Source organism: Pseudomonas sp. ACM7 (assembly GCF_004136015.1).
Classification (GTDB): domain Bacteria; phylum Pseudomonadota; class Gammaproteobacteria; order Pseudomonadales; family Pseudomonadaceae; genus Aquipseudomonas; species Aquipseudomonas frigoris.
The window spans coordinates 5,563,376-5,579,767 of the sequence record NZ_CP024866.1; the positions used below are offsets into that span (position 1 = coordinate 5,563,376).

The 16,392-nt window shown below is 56.9% G+C and carries 11 protein-coding genes and 7 pseudogenes; 4 read left to right on the forward strand and 14 right to left on the reverse strand.

Going from position 1 to position 16,392, the window contains the following annotated elements:
* Positions 1-4 precede the first annotated feature (4 nt).
* A complete protein-coding gene (locus CUN63_RS26540; protein ID WP_129443793.1) occupies positions 5-856 on the reverse strand; it encodes a sugar phosphate isomerase/epimerase in 852 nt (283 codons plus the stop codon).
* 734 nt (positions 857-1,590) lie between these two features.
* Between CUN63_RS26540 and CUN63_RS26545 the strand changes: the two genes are divergently transcribed.
* On the forward strand, positions 1,591-2,142 hold the full coding sequence (locus CUN63_RS26545; protein WP_129443795.1) for a chalcone isomerase family protein: 552 nt from the start codon (positions 1,591-1,593) through the stop codon (positions 2,140-2,142).
* 19 nt (positions 2,143-2,161) lie between these two features.
* Positions 2,162-2,686 (forward strand): DUF3833 domain-containing protein, encoded by a 525-nt coding sequence (locus CUN63_RS26550; RefSeq protein ID WP_129443797.1) that lies wholly within the window; start codon positions 2,162-2,164, stop codon positions 2,684-2,686.
* Between the two features lies 1 nt (position 2,687).
* Here the strand turns inward: CUN63_RS26550 and CUN63_RS26555 are convergent, their stop codons facing one another.
* The 12 genes and pseudogenes from CUN63_RS26555 to CUN63_RS26610 all read right to left on the reverse strand — a co-directional run.
* The gene (locus tag CUN63_RS26555) at positions 2,688-3,191 is read right to left on the reverse strand and encodes a DUF2878 domain-containing protein (RefSeq protein WP_129445167.1); all 504 of its coding nucleotides are present in this window, start codon (positions 3,189-3,191) and stop codon (positions 2,688-2,690) included.
* A gap of 33 nt (positions 3,192-3,224) precedes the next feature.
* Positions 3,225-3,848, reverse strand: a pseudogene (locus CUN63_RS26560) (DUF1365 domain-containing protein); the annotation flags it as partial.
* Positions 3,845-5,094: pseudogene (locus CUN63_RS26565) on the reverse strand (NAD(P)/FAD-dependent oxidoreductase). The pseudogenes CUN63_RS26560 and CUN63_RS26565, both read right to left, overlap by 4 nt.
* A pseudogene (locus CUN63_RS26570) lies at positions 5,091-5,852 on the reverse strand (SDR family NAD(P)-dependent oxidoreductase). Before CUN63_RS26570 ends, CUN63_RS26565 begins: the two co-directional pseudogenes overlap by 4 nt.
* Positions 5,849-6,271 (reverse strand): nuclear transport factor 2 family protein, encoded by a 423-nt coding sequence (locus CUN63_RS26575; protein WP_129443798.1) that lies wholly within the window; start codon positions 6,269-6,271, stop codon positions 5,849-5,851. Before CUN63_RS26575 ends, CUN63_RS26570 begins: the two are co-directional and overlap by 4 nt.
* A gap of 292 nt (positions 6,272-6,563) precedes the next feature.
* Positions 6,564-7,085: a DUF3455 domain-containing protein gene (locus tag CUN63_RS26580; RefSeq protein WP_306108937.1), complete on the reverse strand. Its 522-nt coding sequence runs from the start codon at positions 7,083-7,085 to the stop codon at positions 6,564-6,566.
* A 291-nt stretch (positions 7,086-7,376) separates the two neighbouring features.
* Positions 7,377-7,577, reverse strand: a pseudogene (locus tag CUN63_RS26585) (adenosine-specific kinase); the annotation flags it as partial.
* A complete protein-coding gene (locus tag CUN63_RS26590) occupies positions 7,574-8,485 on the reverse strand; it encodes a YeeE/YedE thiosulfate transporter family protein (protein WP_129443800.1) in 912 nt (303 codons plus the stop codon). The pseudogene CUN63_RS26585 and the gene CUN63_RS26590, both read right to left, overlap by 4 nt.
* A gap of 231 nt (positions 8,486-8,716) precedes the next feature.
* The gene (locus tag CUN63_RS26595) at positions 8,717-11,737 is read right to left on the reverse strand and encodes an EAL domain-containing protein (RefSeq protein ID WP_129443802.1); all 3,021 of its coding nucleotides are present in this window, start codon (positions 11,735-11,737) and stop codon (positions 8,717-8,719) included.
* Entirely contained in the window at positions 11,725-12,744 is a 1,020-nt protein-coding gene (locus CUN63_RS26600; RefSeq protein WP_129445168.1) for a substrate-binding domain-containing protein, read from the reverse strand. The genes CUN63_RS26595 and CUN63_RS26600 overlap by 13 nt, the downstream gene beginning before the upstream one ends.
* A 648-nt stretch (positions 12,745-13,392) precedes the next feature.
* Positions 13,393-14,196, reverse strand: coding sequence for a putative hydro-lyase (locus CUN63_RS26605; protein WP_129445169.1), 804 nt, complete (start codon positions 14,194-14,196; stop codon positions 13,393-13,395).
* Between the two features lie 91 nt (positions 14,197-14,287).
* Positions 14,288-14,818 (reverse strand): annotated as a pseudogene (locus CUN63_RS26610) (substrate-binding domain-containing protein); the annotation flags it as partial.
* Here CUN63_RS26610 and CUN63_RS26615 point away from each other — a divergent pair.
* Positions 14,818-15,675: pseudogene (locus tag CUN63_RS26615) on the forward strand (OprD family outer membrane porin); the annotation flags it as partial. The pseudogenes CUN63_RS26610 and CUN63_RS26615 sit on opposite strands and share 1 nt — an antisense overlap.
* A 150-nt stretch (positions 15,676-15,825) precedes the next feature.
* Entirely contained in the window at positions 15,826-16,041 is a 216-nt protein-coding gene (locus CUN63_RS26620) for a molybdopterin-binding protein (RefSeq protein WP_008145745.1), read from the forward strand.
* Positions 16,042-16,106: 65 nt separating this feature from the next.
* On the opposite strand, the pseudogene CUN63_RS26625 reads toward CUN63_RS26620, so the two are convergent.
* Positions 16,107-16,392, reverse strand: a pseudogene (locus tag CUN63_RS26625) (IS4 family transposase); the annotation flags it as partial.

The window sequence follows — 16,392 nt, forward strand, 5'->3', positions numbered from 1 at the left end:
CTCCCTAAGGATTGCTTGAGTGGTGGAAACGCTTGAAGTGTTCGCGCTCGGTCTGGCCCATCCACACGTTCAATGACCACAGGTCGGCGACCGGGACATTGGTGAAGGGCAAATGATGCAGGTAGCCGTCGGCGCCGAATTCCGGGGTCAGGGTGCTGACCTGGTAACCGCTGGCTTGCTGCGAGCGCCAGATGCTTTCCCAGTGCTGCTGATGGAAAGCCAGTTCTTTTGCATATTCGGGAGCCGCCGGGTGCGGAACCTGCGGGCCTTGGTCGTAACCGACCCGTGCCTGGATATGGTGAACCCGCTCGATGAAAGCGCTCAGATCATCGGCCGGGTCATTCAACAGACGCTCGCAGGTCACGACCCAATGGCTGATGTCACTGGTGAACAACAGATCGGGTAGTTGCCGGATCAACTCCAGGGTCACCCAGGGGTTGAACAGCGAGCGCGAGCGGTGAGTTTCGAAACTGCAGACCTGACCGTGCTTGCGCGCCAGTTCCAGTGCCTGACCGAAGAACTCCACTTGTTGTGGCAACGACCAGCGATCATTGCCCGCCAGTACGTTGACAAAACGTGGGCCGAGCTCGGCGGCCCATGCAAGTTTCTGATCGAGGTCAATGAGGTGAACGGCAGGGGTCGCCGACTGCTCCGGCAGCACATCGTACGCCGTGAAGACTGTGCTGATGTAACCCAGGCGATTGGCCTGGAGAAAGGCGGAGAACTCAGCCCGTTCACGGGCGTCCAGTGGCAGACGTGCTTCCATTCCATCAAAACCCGCCTGCAGCAGCTCTTCGAGCGCTTGGGCCTTGCTGGCGGTGTAACCCCACAGCGTGCGGAAGATTTCCAGCTTCATCGGTGATCCTCAAAAATCCCTAGGCCTACTGCAAAAACACTTCGACAAAGCCAGTCGGCGATCAAGGGCCAGCAACGGCACAAGATTTTTGAGCCGGGTCTCTGCCTGATGGGTCCCACTAAGCGCTGCCGAGGCTGGTTCGCTGTGGAGCCGATGTTAGGCATAGGCGGTGGGGTGGAAGAATCTGAAAATTCAAATGAATACTTCAGACTATCGTCAACAAATAGCTAGCTATTTATCGCGCTTTTCAAGAGGGGTTTTATGGGCGAGTAGGTGTCTACGCTGGCTATTAGCGAGGTGTGCCATTGTTACGGCATTATTTTGAAGAGTCCCAAGCGACACTAGGGCGTTGATGGTCTGTTTCTGGCCGATTTCCGCCTGTCATGACTGACCGCGATCGATACCAAGTTTAAATCTGAGCCAGCCAGCAGCCTCTGATGTCCCGCAAGACAGTAATAAAGAAGTCGCCTCGTCAAAACAGCGCATGCCCAAGCCGGGTCGAGAAACGGCGCTGCGTAACCTGACAATTGCTTTCGAACACTACAACGAGCAGCGTCTGCACAACGCTTTCAATTATCGCTTGCCGAGGGAGTTCAGGCGCTTGGCAATTGCATCATTTGAACAAGACATTGTTGTCCGTTTTGGTGGGGGATAAGGCCAGTTTAAGAGCTGTACAAAATAATTATTTAGTATAACTTTTAAAGGTGTCCATTGAGTCCTATCGAGGTCTTTGCATGACCATGCAGACGGACCGCTTAATCCGCCACCTTATCTGTCTTGTGCTGATGCTCCAGAGTGCTGAACTATTTGCTGATTGGCGCGAGGCGTTACCCGATTCTCGTCGGTTGGGTAGCGGGGAGATGCGCGTATTCGGTTTCTCCATCTACAGCGCGCAGTTATGGAGCCCACGCCTGATTGCCGGAGAACCACTGGGTGCAGATGTGCCTTTTGCGCTAGAGCTGACCTACAGTCGTGCCATTAGTCGCGATGATCTGGTTGAGGCCAGCATCAAGGAAATCCGTCGCTTGTCGCCCAACTCCCTGAATTCAGAGTTGATGGCCCGCTGGGAGTGGGAGATGCAGCAGGCGTTTGTCGATGTGCGCGCCGGTGACCGCATCACCGGAGTCTATATTCCTGGAGAGGGCGCACGTTTTTACGTTGGCGAGAACCTACAACATGTGGTGAGGGATGATGCGTTCGCCAAAGCCTTTTTTGCGATCTGGCTTGACCCCCGAACACGCAACCCGGAGCTGCGCGCCCAATTGCTGGGTGCAGTTAAACCCTGAGTCCGTTGAGGAAATTCGCATGTTGAAGATATGGATGCTGCTGCTATGCATTGGCCTTACAAGTTGCAGCCGGGTGGATGTGCACACTTACAGCCAGGAGACGCCCACGCTTGAGTTGCGCGAATTCTTCGAGGGCCGGGTCGAAGCCTGGGGTATGTTTCAAAAGCGTTCAGGCGAGGTAACCAAGCGCTTCCACGTTGAGATCAATGGCCACACCGAAGGCAATAGGCTGATCCTCGACGAATCATTCACTTACAGCGACGGTACCAAGCAAAAACGGGTTTGGACTCTAACCCCCGCTGGCCCTAGTCAATGGCGCGGAACCGCTGGCGACGTGGTGGGCGAGGCGCGTGGTGAGGTGGCAGGCAATACACTGCGCTGGAAATATGTGCTGAACCTACCGGTGGATGGCAAGGAGTATCAGGTTCACTTAGACGACTGGATGTACCTATTAGACAAGAACACCATGATCAATCGCTCGTTCATGACCAAGTTCGGGGTGGAGGTAGGCCAGATCACCTTGTTCTTCCGCAAGCAGTCTTGAGTCAACGTGCATGCTGTCCGGTCATCCAGTGCAGCGCCGGCATCAACATCGCCCATATCAATGCGAGTAGCAGAACGCTGGGCCAAACACCTAGCGGCAGACCCACGCCTGCTAGCTTAGCGCCTCCCAAATAGGAGAGCGGACAGCCTAAGGCCCCTAGTAGGCTGCCCATCCACCAAGGCCGTTTCGTCCAGCTCAGGCTGTGACGCAAAGTGCTGGCGAAAAGCAGCCATAGCATTGCCAGCCACAGCGGCAGAAAAGTAGCGGCACCGGAAAAGTAGAACAGCCCGAGGTGCAATAGGACACTGTCCAGGACCCAACCGCAGGCTGCCACCCGTAACAGACTGCGCCACTCATTAAGGCCGTTGGCAATCCAAAGCAGGTGTATAGCTAGGCAGGCGATTGCAATCAGCAGCAGCCATGGCCGTTGCGCACCAAACACGCAGGCGAACCAGCCGAGTTGGAACAGCCCTGCGTTCAACAACAACTGGCCCCGCTCGCTCATGCCTTTAGGCCGAAGGGCTGCGGTCGTGCCCCGGCTTTGGCGCGTCAGTTCGATGCGCTCCAAGCCCAGGCCAGCCTCAAACATTTTTTGCTCGCCCTGCCAGTCCTGCATGGTCACGTGCAGCTTTTGGTCGGGAGCAGAGAAATGCATGCGGTACTCCAGATCGCGAGGCAGGAAGGGCGAGACGTGAAAGCTCTTGGCGACCCTATGGCGTGACTCACCGGTCGCATGGGTCGGCAGTACGTAGTGGTAACGCTCTCGCGAAGGGGTGTTACTGACTTCGCAGAGAATTGCAGCCAAGCTGCCGTCCGTTTCGAAGCAGTAAAAAAGACTGATCGGGTTAAAGGAAAGCCCCCAGCTACGCGGCTGGGTGAGCAGACAGATTCGTCCCTGCGGGGCGTGCCCGAGGGCTTGCTCCACGCGCTGGCGTACGGCATCGCTCAGCGTCATACCCTGATGCGTGGCGTGCGGCAGGTAGTCGGTTTCGCGGAAGGCGAAGGCGGCCCAGCGCGAATGTCCGGCCAGCCACGATAAGCCCAGCACCTGCGGTTGTTCCGCAAGATCCAGGTAGAGCATACCCATATGGTAACGAAACCCATGGGCGCGCGGCAGCAGCCGACGGTGGCTGACCCAGCCGCGATACAGCGCGCTGTTCACAGTTGTTCTCCGAAAGCAGCCGCCACGCGCAAGGCGCTCACCACTCCGTCCTCATGGAAGCCGTTAGCCCAGTAGGCGCCGCAGTAGTAGCTGTGTTGAGCACCCTGTAGTTCTTGCCAGCGTGCCTGGGCGACCAATCCAGCTTGGCTGTATTGCGGATGGGCGTAGCGGAAGTGGTCGAGGATTTTGCTCGGGTCAATGGCCGCGGTCTGGTTTAGGCTAACGCAGAAGGTGGTGTCGCTCTGGAACCCTTGCAGGATATTCATGTTGTAGGTGACAGTGGCCGGTTGCTGGGCTGAGCCGCCGAGGCGGTAATTCCAGCTTGCCCAGGCTAGGCGGCGGTTCGGCAGCAGACGGGTGTCGGTGTGCAGCACCACGTCGTTCTCGGCGTAACGCAGTGCGCCGAGTATCTCCCCGCTCGGCTTGGCTGGGAGCCGCCAGCAGGCGTAATGCCTGGTCGCTGTGACAGGCGAACACCACGGTGTCAAAGCGCTCGTTGCCGGCGGAGCTGTGCAGGTTCACTCCTGCCATGTCACGTACCACACGATACACCGGACAGTTGAGGCGGATACGCTCGACAAAGCCGGCGCTCAGCGGCGCTACATAACTGCGCGAGCCGCCGCTGACCACACGCCACTGCGGCCGATGGGTAGCCGACAGGAGCCCGTGATTTTTACAGAAGCGCACGAAGAACTGAAGCGGAAAACCTTGCATATCGCCCAGTGACATCGACCAGATCGCCGACCCCATAGGGACTATGTAATGTTCGATAAAACGCAGACCGTAGCCGTTTTGCCGCAGGTAGGCTCCGAGGGTGGTGTCGGCGGTTATGCGGTGTTCGCGCAGGTCACGCAAGGCTTCGCGGTTGAAGCGCAAGATGTCGCGTAGCATGCCCCAGAAGCTGGGTGAGAGTAGGTTGCGCCGCTGGGCATACAGGCTGTTGAGGTTGTTGCCGTTGTATTCGGTGCCGCTGCGCGGATCCTGAACTGAGAAACTCATCTCGGTGGGCTGCGAGGCCACGCCGAGTTGATCCAGCAGACGGATGAAGTTGGGATAGGTCCAGTCGTTGAAGACGATGAAACCAGTATCGATGGCATAGCGTTCGCCCTTTACTTCAACGTCAACAGTATGGGTGTGGCCGCCGATCCAGTCACTCGCCTCGAACACCATGACATCGTGCTGACGGTTGAGCAGGTAGGCGCAGGTCAGACCGGAAAATACCGCTACCGATGATGGCTATTTTCATGAGGACTCTTCTGTGGCGGGACGCGCCATGAGTTTGCCCAGCGTCAGTTGCAGGCGTTGAGGCAATATCGCTAATACGCGTAGGGCGGCGATAAATGGCCCGGGAAATGCGATTTCTAGCGGTCGTCTTTCCAGCCGAGTAGTGATATAGACAGCAGCCTTGTTGACCGGCCAACGCATAGGCATTGGGAAGTCGTTCTGTTGCGTGAGCGGCGTATCGACGAAGCCCGGGCTGACAACGGTGACGTCGACACCCTCGTGTGCCAAGTCGATGCGCAGCGATTGAAAGAGGTAACGCATAGCCGCTTTGGAGCCGCCATAAGCCTCGGCGCACGGTAATGGCAGGTAGGTAACCGAGCTACACACCGCCACCAGATGCGGTCGCTGCGCCTTGCGCAACAGCGGTAGGGCTGCTTCCACGCAATAGGCCGCGGAAAACAAATTGGCCCGCATCACGCGCTCAATCATGTTGGCTTCGAAGTTGCCAACGTCCAAGTATTCGCAGGTGCCAGCGTTTAGGATGACCTGATCCAAGTGGCCTCATACCTGCTCGATCCGCTCGCCCATGGCTCGAACTTCGCGTGGCTCGGTCAGGTCGCCCGGCGGAAGAAGTACCTGTTGTGGGTGACCTATGTGCAGTTTTCCCAGGACCTGTACATTGCGGGCGCTGACGGCCACGAAATGGCCTTGTGTCAGTAGAATCTCCGCCAAGGCGGCGCCGATGCCGCTACTGGCGCCGGTGAGCCAGATGCGTTTCATGCCAATCTCCCTTTTAGCCAGCCAATCGCGGTCCCCATTAACGGCAGGTGCTCATAGAGCAGAGCGCCGGCATCGAAGTAGTCGCGATGGTGGTACACCTTCTCGCGCCACAGCAGGTACGAGCAGCCAACAACCTCTATCAGTTGGCCACGGCGCAGGCGAGGATGGTGATAATGCATGGTCCAGCGTAGGTAACCGATGCCGTCTTGCACCTGGTCGTAGCCGTCAAACGTGAAACCTAGCTCGCTGACGTTGGCGTATAGCTCTGTAAAATAATCTTGCAGCGCTGTTAGGCCTTGGATCTCATGTAGCGGATCACTGAAGCGCACATCGTGACTGTACAGCTCCTTAAGTTTGTGCAAATTGCTGGCGTCCAGCGCCGCGAAGTCGTTGGCGAAACATCGCAGGAAGTCAGACACGTTGCGTCTCCACTGCCGGCAGATTCTTGGTCGAATTCAGCGTCCGCTGGTGTCTTCTGGCGACGTTGAGAGTCTGCCCTGGGCAATTCGCTATGCCAAATGGGTCACCTCGCTTGGATGAGGTGCTGATCCCGATTTTGCCGGTGTCTGTGGTGTCGACCATGGAAATCACCCCCCTTTTTTTCTTGTACGGCTCGAAGCATCTTGTACAGCTTTTTAAAGAATAGGGTGCATGCTGTACAAGTAAATTTTTTTGTACAACTATTTCTGCGGGCGGCCATTTGATGAGTGCTCAGCAGGACCAGTTCCTTTTCACTGAAGACAAAACATGTCTCTTCGGATCGTTGCGCTGGCTTGGGTGGTGGGGGCAGGTAGGTTTTTGCGCATGTGCGTAGGGCGCTTTGCCCGATAATGAGGTGTTAGAGGCGTAGTTGGCCTTGACCAACTGATAAGGGAGGTCACCAGTACCTGAGGGTGCAACCGCCAGTTGCGCCCCGGTGATTTTAGAGCCGTCTTTGGCTTGCCAGGTGGCAGGCGACCCGAAGTAGGTACCGACCTGTTTGCTGCTGCGATCATTCAAGACCGCTTTAGGCCCGACAAAAAACCATTCAGTCTGGCCAGCGGCGTTCGCTTTGTCGCGACACTCATACGTGATTTCGCCCACGCCCACGGTCTCCAGCGCGACCTTGTGACCGTCAGGGACCTTGATGCTGTCGGGCAGATCTGTTTGGGCATAGGCAGCTGGGACTGTGACCAACAAGCAGGTCGCAGCAAGCGTAGTACTGACAATGCCCAGGACTCGTTTAGCGTTCATGCAAAGCTCTCCAGAAAGGTGATCAGTTCAGCAGCTATGGCTACTACCTGTACTACCCACTGGAGGACGAACTGGATGCAGCTAGTTGAAAAAGTATCAGTGCCGGAAGGTGTGTAACGTTATTGCTTGATCGCTGTATCGGTGTCGGCTAGTGGCCGTTTTCTGTCTGTCGTCACCGTCTATATTGAGTCGAAAGCGGCTGTCAGCGACCAGTTCCAATCGACACTTTGCAGATGTTCAGCCAGACGAAGTCAAACCAGTCCCTTTCCCACGAAATGCTCGCTCTGCAATTCACAGCTTGTAGCCAATCTGCCGCAACAAGTTCTTGCGCCACAGGATGTCTTCATAGCCTTCAACGTCATTGGCACAGAAGCCATCCACTACGCCCAGGATCGCTCGCCCTTGTTCCGTCTCAGCGAGAATCACTTCAGTTGGATTGGCTGTTACACAAAAAATACGGCACACCTCTGGAACCATCTTGAGGGTGTTCAACTCGTACCGCGTTTTTTGCACCACAATGACACCAGAATGCCTGTGGCAATCGACACCAGTGGAATGCTTGAAGCAACGCCCAGTGTTGGAAACACCAACAGTATTTGCGAGTCGTTACCGCCGAGCATCATCGAAGCCCCAATCCCCATCAAAATACCCGCCAACAAATGAACGCCAGCCTTTGATGGGGTAAAGGCCTCGAAACGGAACGTTTTCCTGTACAGGGTAAAACTCAGCATGCCTGCCAGCAACATAACAAACACCGCAATACGCCGGGCGCTGATTGCCATATCGGCTTGCCAGAACATCTGCGAAACATTGTAAAAGAACACACTAGGTGTCCATAACGGCTCGAACGTATAGAGCGCACTCGTCAACGCACCCAGCAGCATACTGGAGAGCACCAGGTGTTTATTACCATGTATGCCGACCAAAAATATCAGCACCAGCGCCACTACACCGATCAACAGCCAGTAATGGCGGCTGGAAATTTCCGGCATCAGAATGGTCTTCTGTTCGGGCATCATGCGCATGTAATACCAGAGCACGATCCCCAGGACCCAACCGATCATCGTGAACAGTTTATTGAAATTGCCACAGGCAAACTTGGTTAGCGTGCCTACGCTGCAACCGTTGTTCAGCACCGATGCCACCCCGAACAACAAGCCTCCCGAAACCAGTGAAGGATAGGAAATACCAGGCGAGTACAGCGGCAGGCTGACCTCGGAGAAACGATAGAGCGGGGCCAGCATCAACCCGAACAATCCACACGATGTCAGTGCCACAAACAACGTCGGGCGCCCCGCCAGCAATTGTTCGCTCGCTTTGACAAGACACATACCCATACGCTGCGAAACCCAGCCAATCAGGAACGCTAATACCAACGCCATCAGTAAAGAGAAAACCATGTTCGTGCGCCACTGCTGATTTGGATGGACGGGGCCTCACTAGGCATTAGCGTAGCTCTCGATCAGGCTAACTGTGTATCTGACACAGCCGATTGCTGCCAGTCGTGAATGGTAGACACAGTCCCTAGTGGCCGATAGCTGCCCGTCACTAACGGCAGCTATGCGGGCTGTCGCCGATCGGTAACGTCGCGACTTTACTGTTGAAAGATTGGGTATGGGCCCTGCGCAGTATTAATGCCCGGGCATTGGACTGCGTGGGCGTTTTACATCGCGTTTTCGCCTTACCGAGTCAGGGCTCGCAATGCGGCTCGGTTGAGGCAACCGGGGCGTACGCAGTAACACACTGATTTCCTCTGCGCTGACCGCTTTGCTGAAAAAGTGGCCCTGAATTTCATCGCAGCCGTTTTCACGCAAAAAGGTTTGCTGCTCTTCGGTTTCAACACCTTCGGCAATGACCTTGAGGTTCAGTTTGTGCCCCAACGAAATCACTGCGGTGGCGATGGCTTTGTCGTTCTCGTTGTCGGGCAGATCGCGCACGAAAGACTGGTCGATCTTGAGTCTCGCGATCGGGAAGCTTTTCAATGCGGCGAGGCTGGAGTAGCCGGTGCCGAAGTCGTCGATCGAGAGACTGATCCCCATAGATTGCAGTTCCTTCATTTTGCTGATGGCTTGCTGAAGGTCTTGCATGATCAGACTTTCGGTCAGCTCCAGCTCAAGGTACATCGGGTCCAGTCCAGTTTCTTGCAAGGCATGCCTCACCCGATCGATCAGGTCCCTTTCGATGAACTGGCGTGCTGAAATATTCACCGACATGGTGATCGGGGGCCAGCCCGCGTCCTGCCAGGCCTTGTTCTGTCTGCACGCGGTATGGACCACCCAGTCGCCGATGGGCACGATCAACCCGGTCTCTTCGGCCTGCGGAATGAATTTGATTGGAGACACGATGCCGAGTTCGGGGTGCCGCCAGCGGATCAGTGCCTCTACGCCGATAATCTGACCTGACTGCAAATCCACCTGTGGCTGGTACAGCAGCAGGAACTCGTCATGGTTGAGTGCGTTTCGAAGCCCGTCTTGCATGGCGAGCTTGCCCTGAACCTTGTTATTCATCTCGCTCGTATAGAACTGATAACTGTTGCGACCCAGCTCCTTGGCCCGGTACATGGCGGCGTCCGCGTTGCTGAGCAACGTGTCGGTATCGCTGCCGTCGGCAGGGTAGGTGGCCAACCCCATGCTGCAGGTGACGTGGAGTGTATGTCCGCTGAGCTGAATCGGCCGCAGGATGGCTTCCTGGATTTTGTGCAGGGCTGGAGTAACGCCGTCGAGGTCTGAGGGCTGGTCGAACAGGATGATCACAAACTCGTCGCCACCCAGTCGCACGACGGTGTCGGTGCGGCGTACACACTCCAGCATGCGCTGGGCGACGGTTTTCAGCAGTTCGTCTCCAGCGCTGTGCCCAAGGCTGTCATTCACCAGTTTGAATTTGTCCAGATCGAGAAACACCACCGTCACCAGGCGGCTGTAGCGCTGAGCATAAAGTATTGCCTGCTTGAGACGGTCTTCGAGCAGTGTGCGATTCGGCAGCCCGGTCAGTGCGTCATGGTCGCCCATATAGCGAATGCGCTTTTCGGTCAGTTGGCGTTCTATCGCAATGCCGGCAAGCGGTGTCGCCATGTCGATCAGTCGCGTCTCGGCCGAGCTGGGGCTGCGTACGGTGTTGGAATACAAGGCAAACGTACCCAATACCTTTCGCTCATGGGACAGAATCGGCGTCGACCAGCAGGCGCGAAATCCATAGGGCGCAGCGGCTGAACGGTACTCCTCCCACAGCGGATCCAGCTCGATATCCGTGACGATGACCGGTTCTCGTCGATACACCGCGGTGCCACATGAACCGACGTTCGGACCGATTGCAATCCCGTCAATGAGCTGGTTATAGGCTTTCGGCAAACTGGGGGCAGCCCCGTGCAGCAGGTGCTTGCCATCCTCATCCAGCACCAGGATGGACACCATCATCCCCTTCAGTTGGGACTCCACCAGGTGAGCCAGGCTGTCGAGGACTTCTGCAAGCTCGGTGCTCCTGGCGATCAGTTCCAGTACATGACGTTGTCCGGCACGGATGACGGCTTCTTGCTCTAATCGGCTGTTTTGCAGGGCGAGCCGCTCTGTGGCGATACTCAATTGGACCGTTCTTTTTTCCAGCTGAAGTCGGTCTTCGAGGAATTGATTCACCGCGCGAGCCATGTTGCCGATCTCGTCCTTCCCATGTTCCGCCATCATCAAATGCGTTTTGTCAGTGTGTTCCTGACGCAATTGCCGGCTTATTTCATTCAGACGCACGAGCACATGACGGCCCATGAAAACCCGGGTCACGAACCAGGCGAACACCAGGCTGACCCCCAACATGATCAGCACCCATTGCTGGCTACGATTTGAGGCCTCGACCAGGCGCTGCAGGGCTTCGCGATAGTCTTCGGTGTAAGCACTGGATTGCGCACGGGCCACCGCGACCAGAACCCCGGCCTCATTCTTCAGTTCCTCATTGAAGCGCCGTATGACGCTGTGCTGATTGATGAGCCTCAGGCGCAGGGAGAAGAGATCGGGCGTCTCCACATCAGCGTCGGGTAACTTGCCTGCGGTGCGTGACAGGCGCTCATAGCGGATCTGCAGCCGTTGCACGGCATCACTGTCAACAGCCTGCGGCAGATCGAAAAGTAACATCGCCAGTTCCAGGCTGGCCCGGGTCTGAGGCGCGGTTAACCGGGTGGTGTGATCCTCCATGGTTTGCTCGAAGGTGACCTCGGTTTGCAGCAGGCTTTCTCGCAGTTGCGCAACGATGTTGGCGGTATTGCGGAACATCTGACTCGACTGATGCATGTCGAGTATCGCCACGCCACTGTTCGCGGCAGTCAGCTGCTGCACCAGTTGATCAAGGGCTTCAAGCTGTTCGACGGTCGCCGCATAGCTTGAACGCAGGGTGTCGGGGGAGCGGGTTGTCAGAAGCTGATCGGTCTGGCGTTCGATCAGCAACGTACGCTGCAGCATGTCTTGCCCATCTTGCATGCGGACCAGTCGTTCATCCGTCAGATGGCGGGTGGCGCTGTTTGACGTGCGCAAGGCGTAGACCGCAGTTGCACCACTCGCCAGAATCAGTAGCGCCAGCGTCAGAAACGCCAGTGTGAACTGTGCGCGTAGCGATTGCGGCAATAGCTGGCGTCCGAGCCGGGAAATAACGTCCAATCTCAGGGATTCCATTGGTGGCGATAGATGTCTCGATAGCCATTGTCAGGGTCGTACTGGAATTTCTTCCCGCCGTCGAAGGCGATATTGTCGGCATTGACCAGGTGAATCGGCGCGACGAAGCCGCTCACCGGCTGACCTGCAAACAGCCGGTTCAATTCATCCATCACTTGCCAGCCATGCAGGTTGAGCGGCTCGGCCACGGTGACGGTCTGGTAGGTTTTTGCCTGTATGCGCAAGAAAGCCGAAGCGCTGCCATCACCGGCAGACAACAGACTGATGCCGTCGCTGGGTATTGCGGCGTTGGTCAATGAGGCGATCGAGTAGTCGAAATAGATATCGTTGATGGCCAGCGTGTGGGTCCAGCGCTTGCCATAGCGCTGAAGCAGCTCCTTGGTGATCGCCGGCATCTTCTCGCCACTTTCGGAGATCGCGACATCGCGCACTTCCAGCAACGTACATTCCCGACAGGCCCGAATGACGTTTTCCATGGCCTTGGCTTTCGCCATGGCGATGCTGTACTTGGAGTCGGTGAGGATGACCACGCCGGCCTGTCCGTTTGACTGTGCCACTGCCGCCATGGCCGTGAGGCGAGCCACTTCGAGCGGGTCGGTCGTGACGTTCATGGCCACCGGCGTGCCGTCAATCGGCCCGGGTCGTGCCCCGGCGTGCCAGCCAACCACTGGCACATCCCTGTTGGCGAAGAGGGTCAGCGCCGTATTGTTCTCAAGGGCATCGGAGCCGCACAGAATGAGGCCGTCGGGTTTCGCTGCCAGGGCATCGGAAAAGGCCTTGGCGCGCCCGGCCGATGATCCCGCGCCATCGAATATCTTCAGCGTCCAGCCCATCGCCTTGGCTGCCTCGCGAGCGCCCTGCGCGACACCGACAATTCCTCCGTTACGCAAATCTTCTGCGACAAAGGCGATGCTCTTGCCCCGCAGGGCTTGCGGGCCGGATTCAGGGCCGCTCCAGCGAACGGCTTCGAGGGTGGCCCTGGAAACGATTTCCTGCGCTTGAATCACCGTAACCGTGGCGTTTTCGACACCCGCGGCGGTTGGCAGGTTCTGGCCGAATCCGGGAGTTGCCGTGAAAAGACAGAAAGCCGTAATTGAAGCCATCCAGGGTAGCCCGGACCTGATCAGACAGGTTCGATCACCGGATGTGATGCCGGGTCTGGAGCCGATGGCGCGATCATGGTCTGGCATGGCGTCCCTTTTTGCCAAGAGTGCAGCGTTCACTGTCCGAAAGGATAGTCGGTTCTGCTGTCATCAGGTCTTTTGTGGGTAATGTGCGCGAACTTTAGTCCTGAACATTCAGGAAATGGGGCAGGGTCCATGGCACAAAACAAGGGACGAAGGCCGATTGCATCGTTGACTACATTGAGTGGTTTTACAAGGCTTCGACTTTGCATATACACCAGGTAAAAAAACGACAGCCAAAACGCGATCCGTAGCAGCTGGCGAAGCCTGCGTTCGGCTGCGCAGCCGTCGTAAAACCTGAGTTTGCGGTCTTCCTGAAACACCGTATCGTCTGATTTCACGACTGCTTCGCAGTCGAACGCAGGCTTCGCCAGCTGCTACGGATTGTTTCGTTCCTTAACTGATTGGCATTACGGCTTCGGCCTTTTTTTTCGTTCCGGCACCCCCCTGAACTCAAGCACACCCACGCCTTTACAAAGCACTGTTGTACAAATCCGTCACCAGCATGCACCCGGGGGCATGGGTGATGCACAGTGGCGGGCGTGAGGCCTGCACCACCGATTGAGGTGTCACACCGCAGGCCCAGAACACCGGTATTTCATCAGCTTCTATGGGGACGGCATCGCCGTAGTTCGGGGTGTTGAGCGCGCGGATGCCGATCAGCGACGGATCACCGATGTGCACGGGAGCGCCGTGGACGTTGGGCATGCGTGCGGTGATTTGAATGGCCTGGATGGCGGCAGCAGCTTTCATCGGCCGCATGCTCACCACCAGCTTGCCACCGAGGCGAGCGGTGGGGCGCGTGTCGATGTTGGTCTGGTACATGGAGACATTACGCCCCAGATCGATGTGCTTGAGGGGGATGCCGGCATCCAGCAGCGGTTGTTCGAAGGAGAACGAGCAGCCAATGGCGAAGGCCACCAGGTCATCCTGCCAAAGGTGCTCGATATCCAGCGGTTCATCGCTCAGTTCGCCATGGCGATAGACCCTGTAGCGGGGCACGTCGTGGCGAATATCAATGGCTGTCCCGAGATTGCGAAAGTACGGATCGCCTGGCTCGGTAATGTCGAGCAACGGGCAGGCCTGACGATTGAGGGTGCAATACCTGAGGAATTCATTGGCCCAATCACTGGGCAAAATCACGATATTGGCTTGCACCCGGCCTTGGCCAAGGCCGCTGGTGTGACCCTGATAGTGCCCGGCGGCGATGCTTTGGCGCAGGGCGAGAGGGGTGCTGCGCTGCAGTTGTTCGAAGGACGGGGCGGGTTGATTCATCATGGCATCTCGGCAGGTTCTTTGACCCTTTTTAGAAAACCACGGTGATGCCGTCCAACAAGGAATCTTGTTGCCCCCAGACAACTAAAAGTTATTCAGGGGGCAGTCGGCTGTCGAGGCCCGGCGCCGCCACCATGAGTAACGGACCCACATCCGCAGCGTATTGGCAGACCACCTGGCGGCTCATCTCGACAATATTCTCGATCAGCTCCAGCCCGACCCCGGCACGCCACGAGGCCACGACATCCAGTTGCGGCAAGCGGCTGCCGGGATCCAGCTGGATCAACTCGCCGCTGGCCAGGGGTTTGGCCACCAGTGCCGCCGGCAACGCACCGATACCGAAGCCGTCACGAATCAGCCGGGTCATGGCCGACACCGAGTTGACGCAACTGACGCGCGGTGCGCCGATGCCATGGGCGTGCAGCAGGTTGAGCACATCCTGATGCGGTCGTGAGTGTTTGACGAAGGTGATGATGCGCTCGCCGGCCATCTCGGCGAGCGAGGCATAAGGCCGGGCGTAGATCGAGTTGCTGGCGGCGATCCAGTGCATGGGATAGTGCGCCAGTTCAAGGTTGCGCACGCTTTCGTGGCGGATCAGGTCCGTCTGGAAAACGATGTCCAGTGTCCAACAGCACCCTGAAGTTCGGGACGTTGCAGATCAAGGACCCGGTGGTGAATTCCAACGATACCCGCCTGCTGCCCGGAACGTTCAAGGGCGGCCTGGTGAACGTGCAGGAAATCGATCGCTTGAAGCTCACTGCCGGTCAACTTACACAGATCAATTTTGTCGACTCCACCGACTATCAGGACATGACCGCCAACCGCATTGGCGGGAAGAGTGACAAGTTTCAATTTGCCGGGGCCGACTATCAGTTCCTGCCGAACCTGACCGCGCAGTACCGCTACGGCCAGCTGGAAAACATCTACCAGCAAAATTACCTCGGGCTTGTGCACTTGCTGGACCTGGGCGCCGGCCAGTCGCTCAAGAGCGACGTACGCTATGCGCGCAGCACCGAAGACGGCAACTTTCGAGATATCGATAACCAGGCCTTCGGTGCGATGTTCACCTATAGCCTGGGTGGCCATGCGTTGGGCTTTGGCTATCAGCGCATGAGCGGCGACGATCCGTTTCCGTATATCGGGCGCAGCGATCCGTACCTGGTCAACTTCGTGCAGATCGGTGACTTTGCCAACATCGACGAACATTCCTGGCAGGCGCGTTACGACTACAACTTTGCCGCACTCGGTGTGCCGGGATTGACCTTCATGACGCGCTACATCTCTGGCGACAATGTGCAACGCACTGCGCCGGGTGAAGGCAAGGAATGGGAGCGCAACACCGATATCGCTTACGTGGTGCAGGACGGTTCGTTGAAAGGGCTCGGCCTCAAATGGCGTAACGCGTCAGCGCGCTCGAACTTCGGTAATGACCTGGATGAGAATCGCCTGATTGTCAGCTACACCGTGGCGCTGTGGTAGATGATTTTCAGGGAGCGGATATCGGCTTTGATATTCTATTTATGAATAAACAAATCAATATATATTCCTTTTAATATTGATTCGGGAGGTTCATTTTGAAGGCCTGCACATCCGTGCGGATGTATTCGACATCAGACAGGAAGCCTCATCATGACCATCAAAGCGATCAACGTCCGCAACCAGTTCAAGGGTGTCATCAAGGAAATTGTGACAGGCGAAGTGGTCTCCGAAATCGATGTGCAAACCGCCTCCGGCATCGTCACCTCGGTGATTACCACCCGTTCAGTGCGCGATCTTGAATTGAAAGTGGGGAGCGAGGTGATTGCCTTCGTCAAATCCACCGAAGTCTCGATCGCCAAGCTCTGAAAGAGTGCCTATTCGTTACTCCTGCAGAACCCACAAAAAACGCCGCTCACTGAGCGCAATGCTGTTCACTTAAGCGGAGCAGCCTTGCGGTTAACCGGATACCGGGTTTTAGACATCTTCACCGCCCTAGGCCTCGCAGGCCTGGGGCGTTTTACTATGAAGAGCACACCAATGCTGCCGCGAAGCTCGTCCAGGCGTCTTGGCGTGTGTGAGGGCGAGACCGCTCCGGCCATGACCACTAGATGGCTGGCGATGTGCTGACAGGCAAACTTGAAACTCACCTCGCTGGGAGCCCGCTTATGAGCTACAGCCGCCTGACTGGCTTCTCGACGCACTACGTTATAAGCCAGT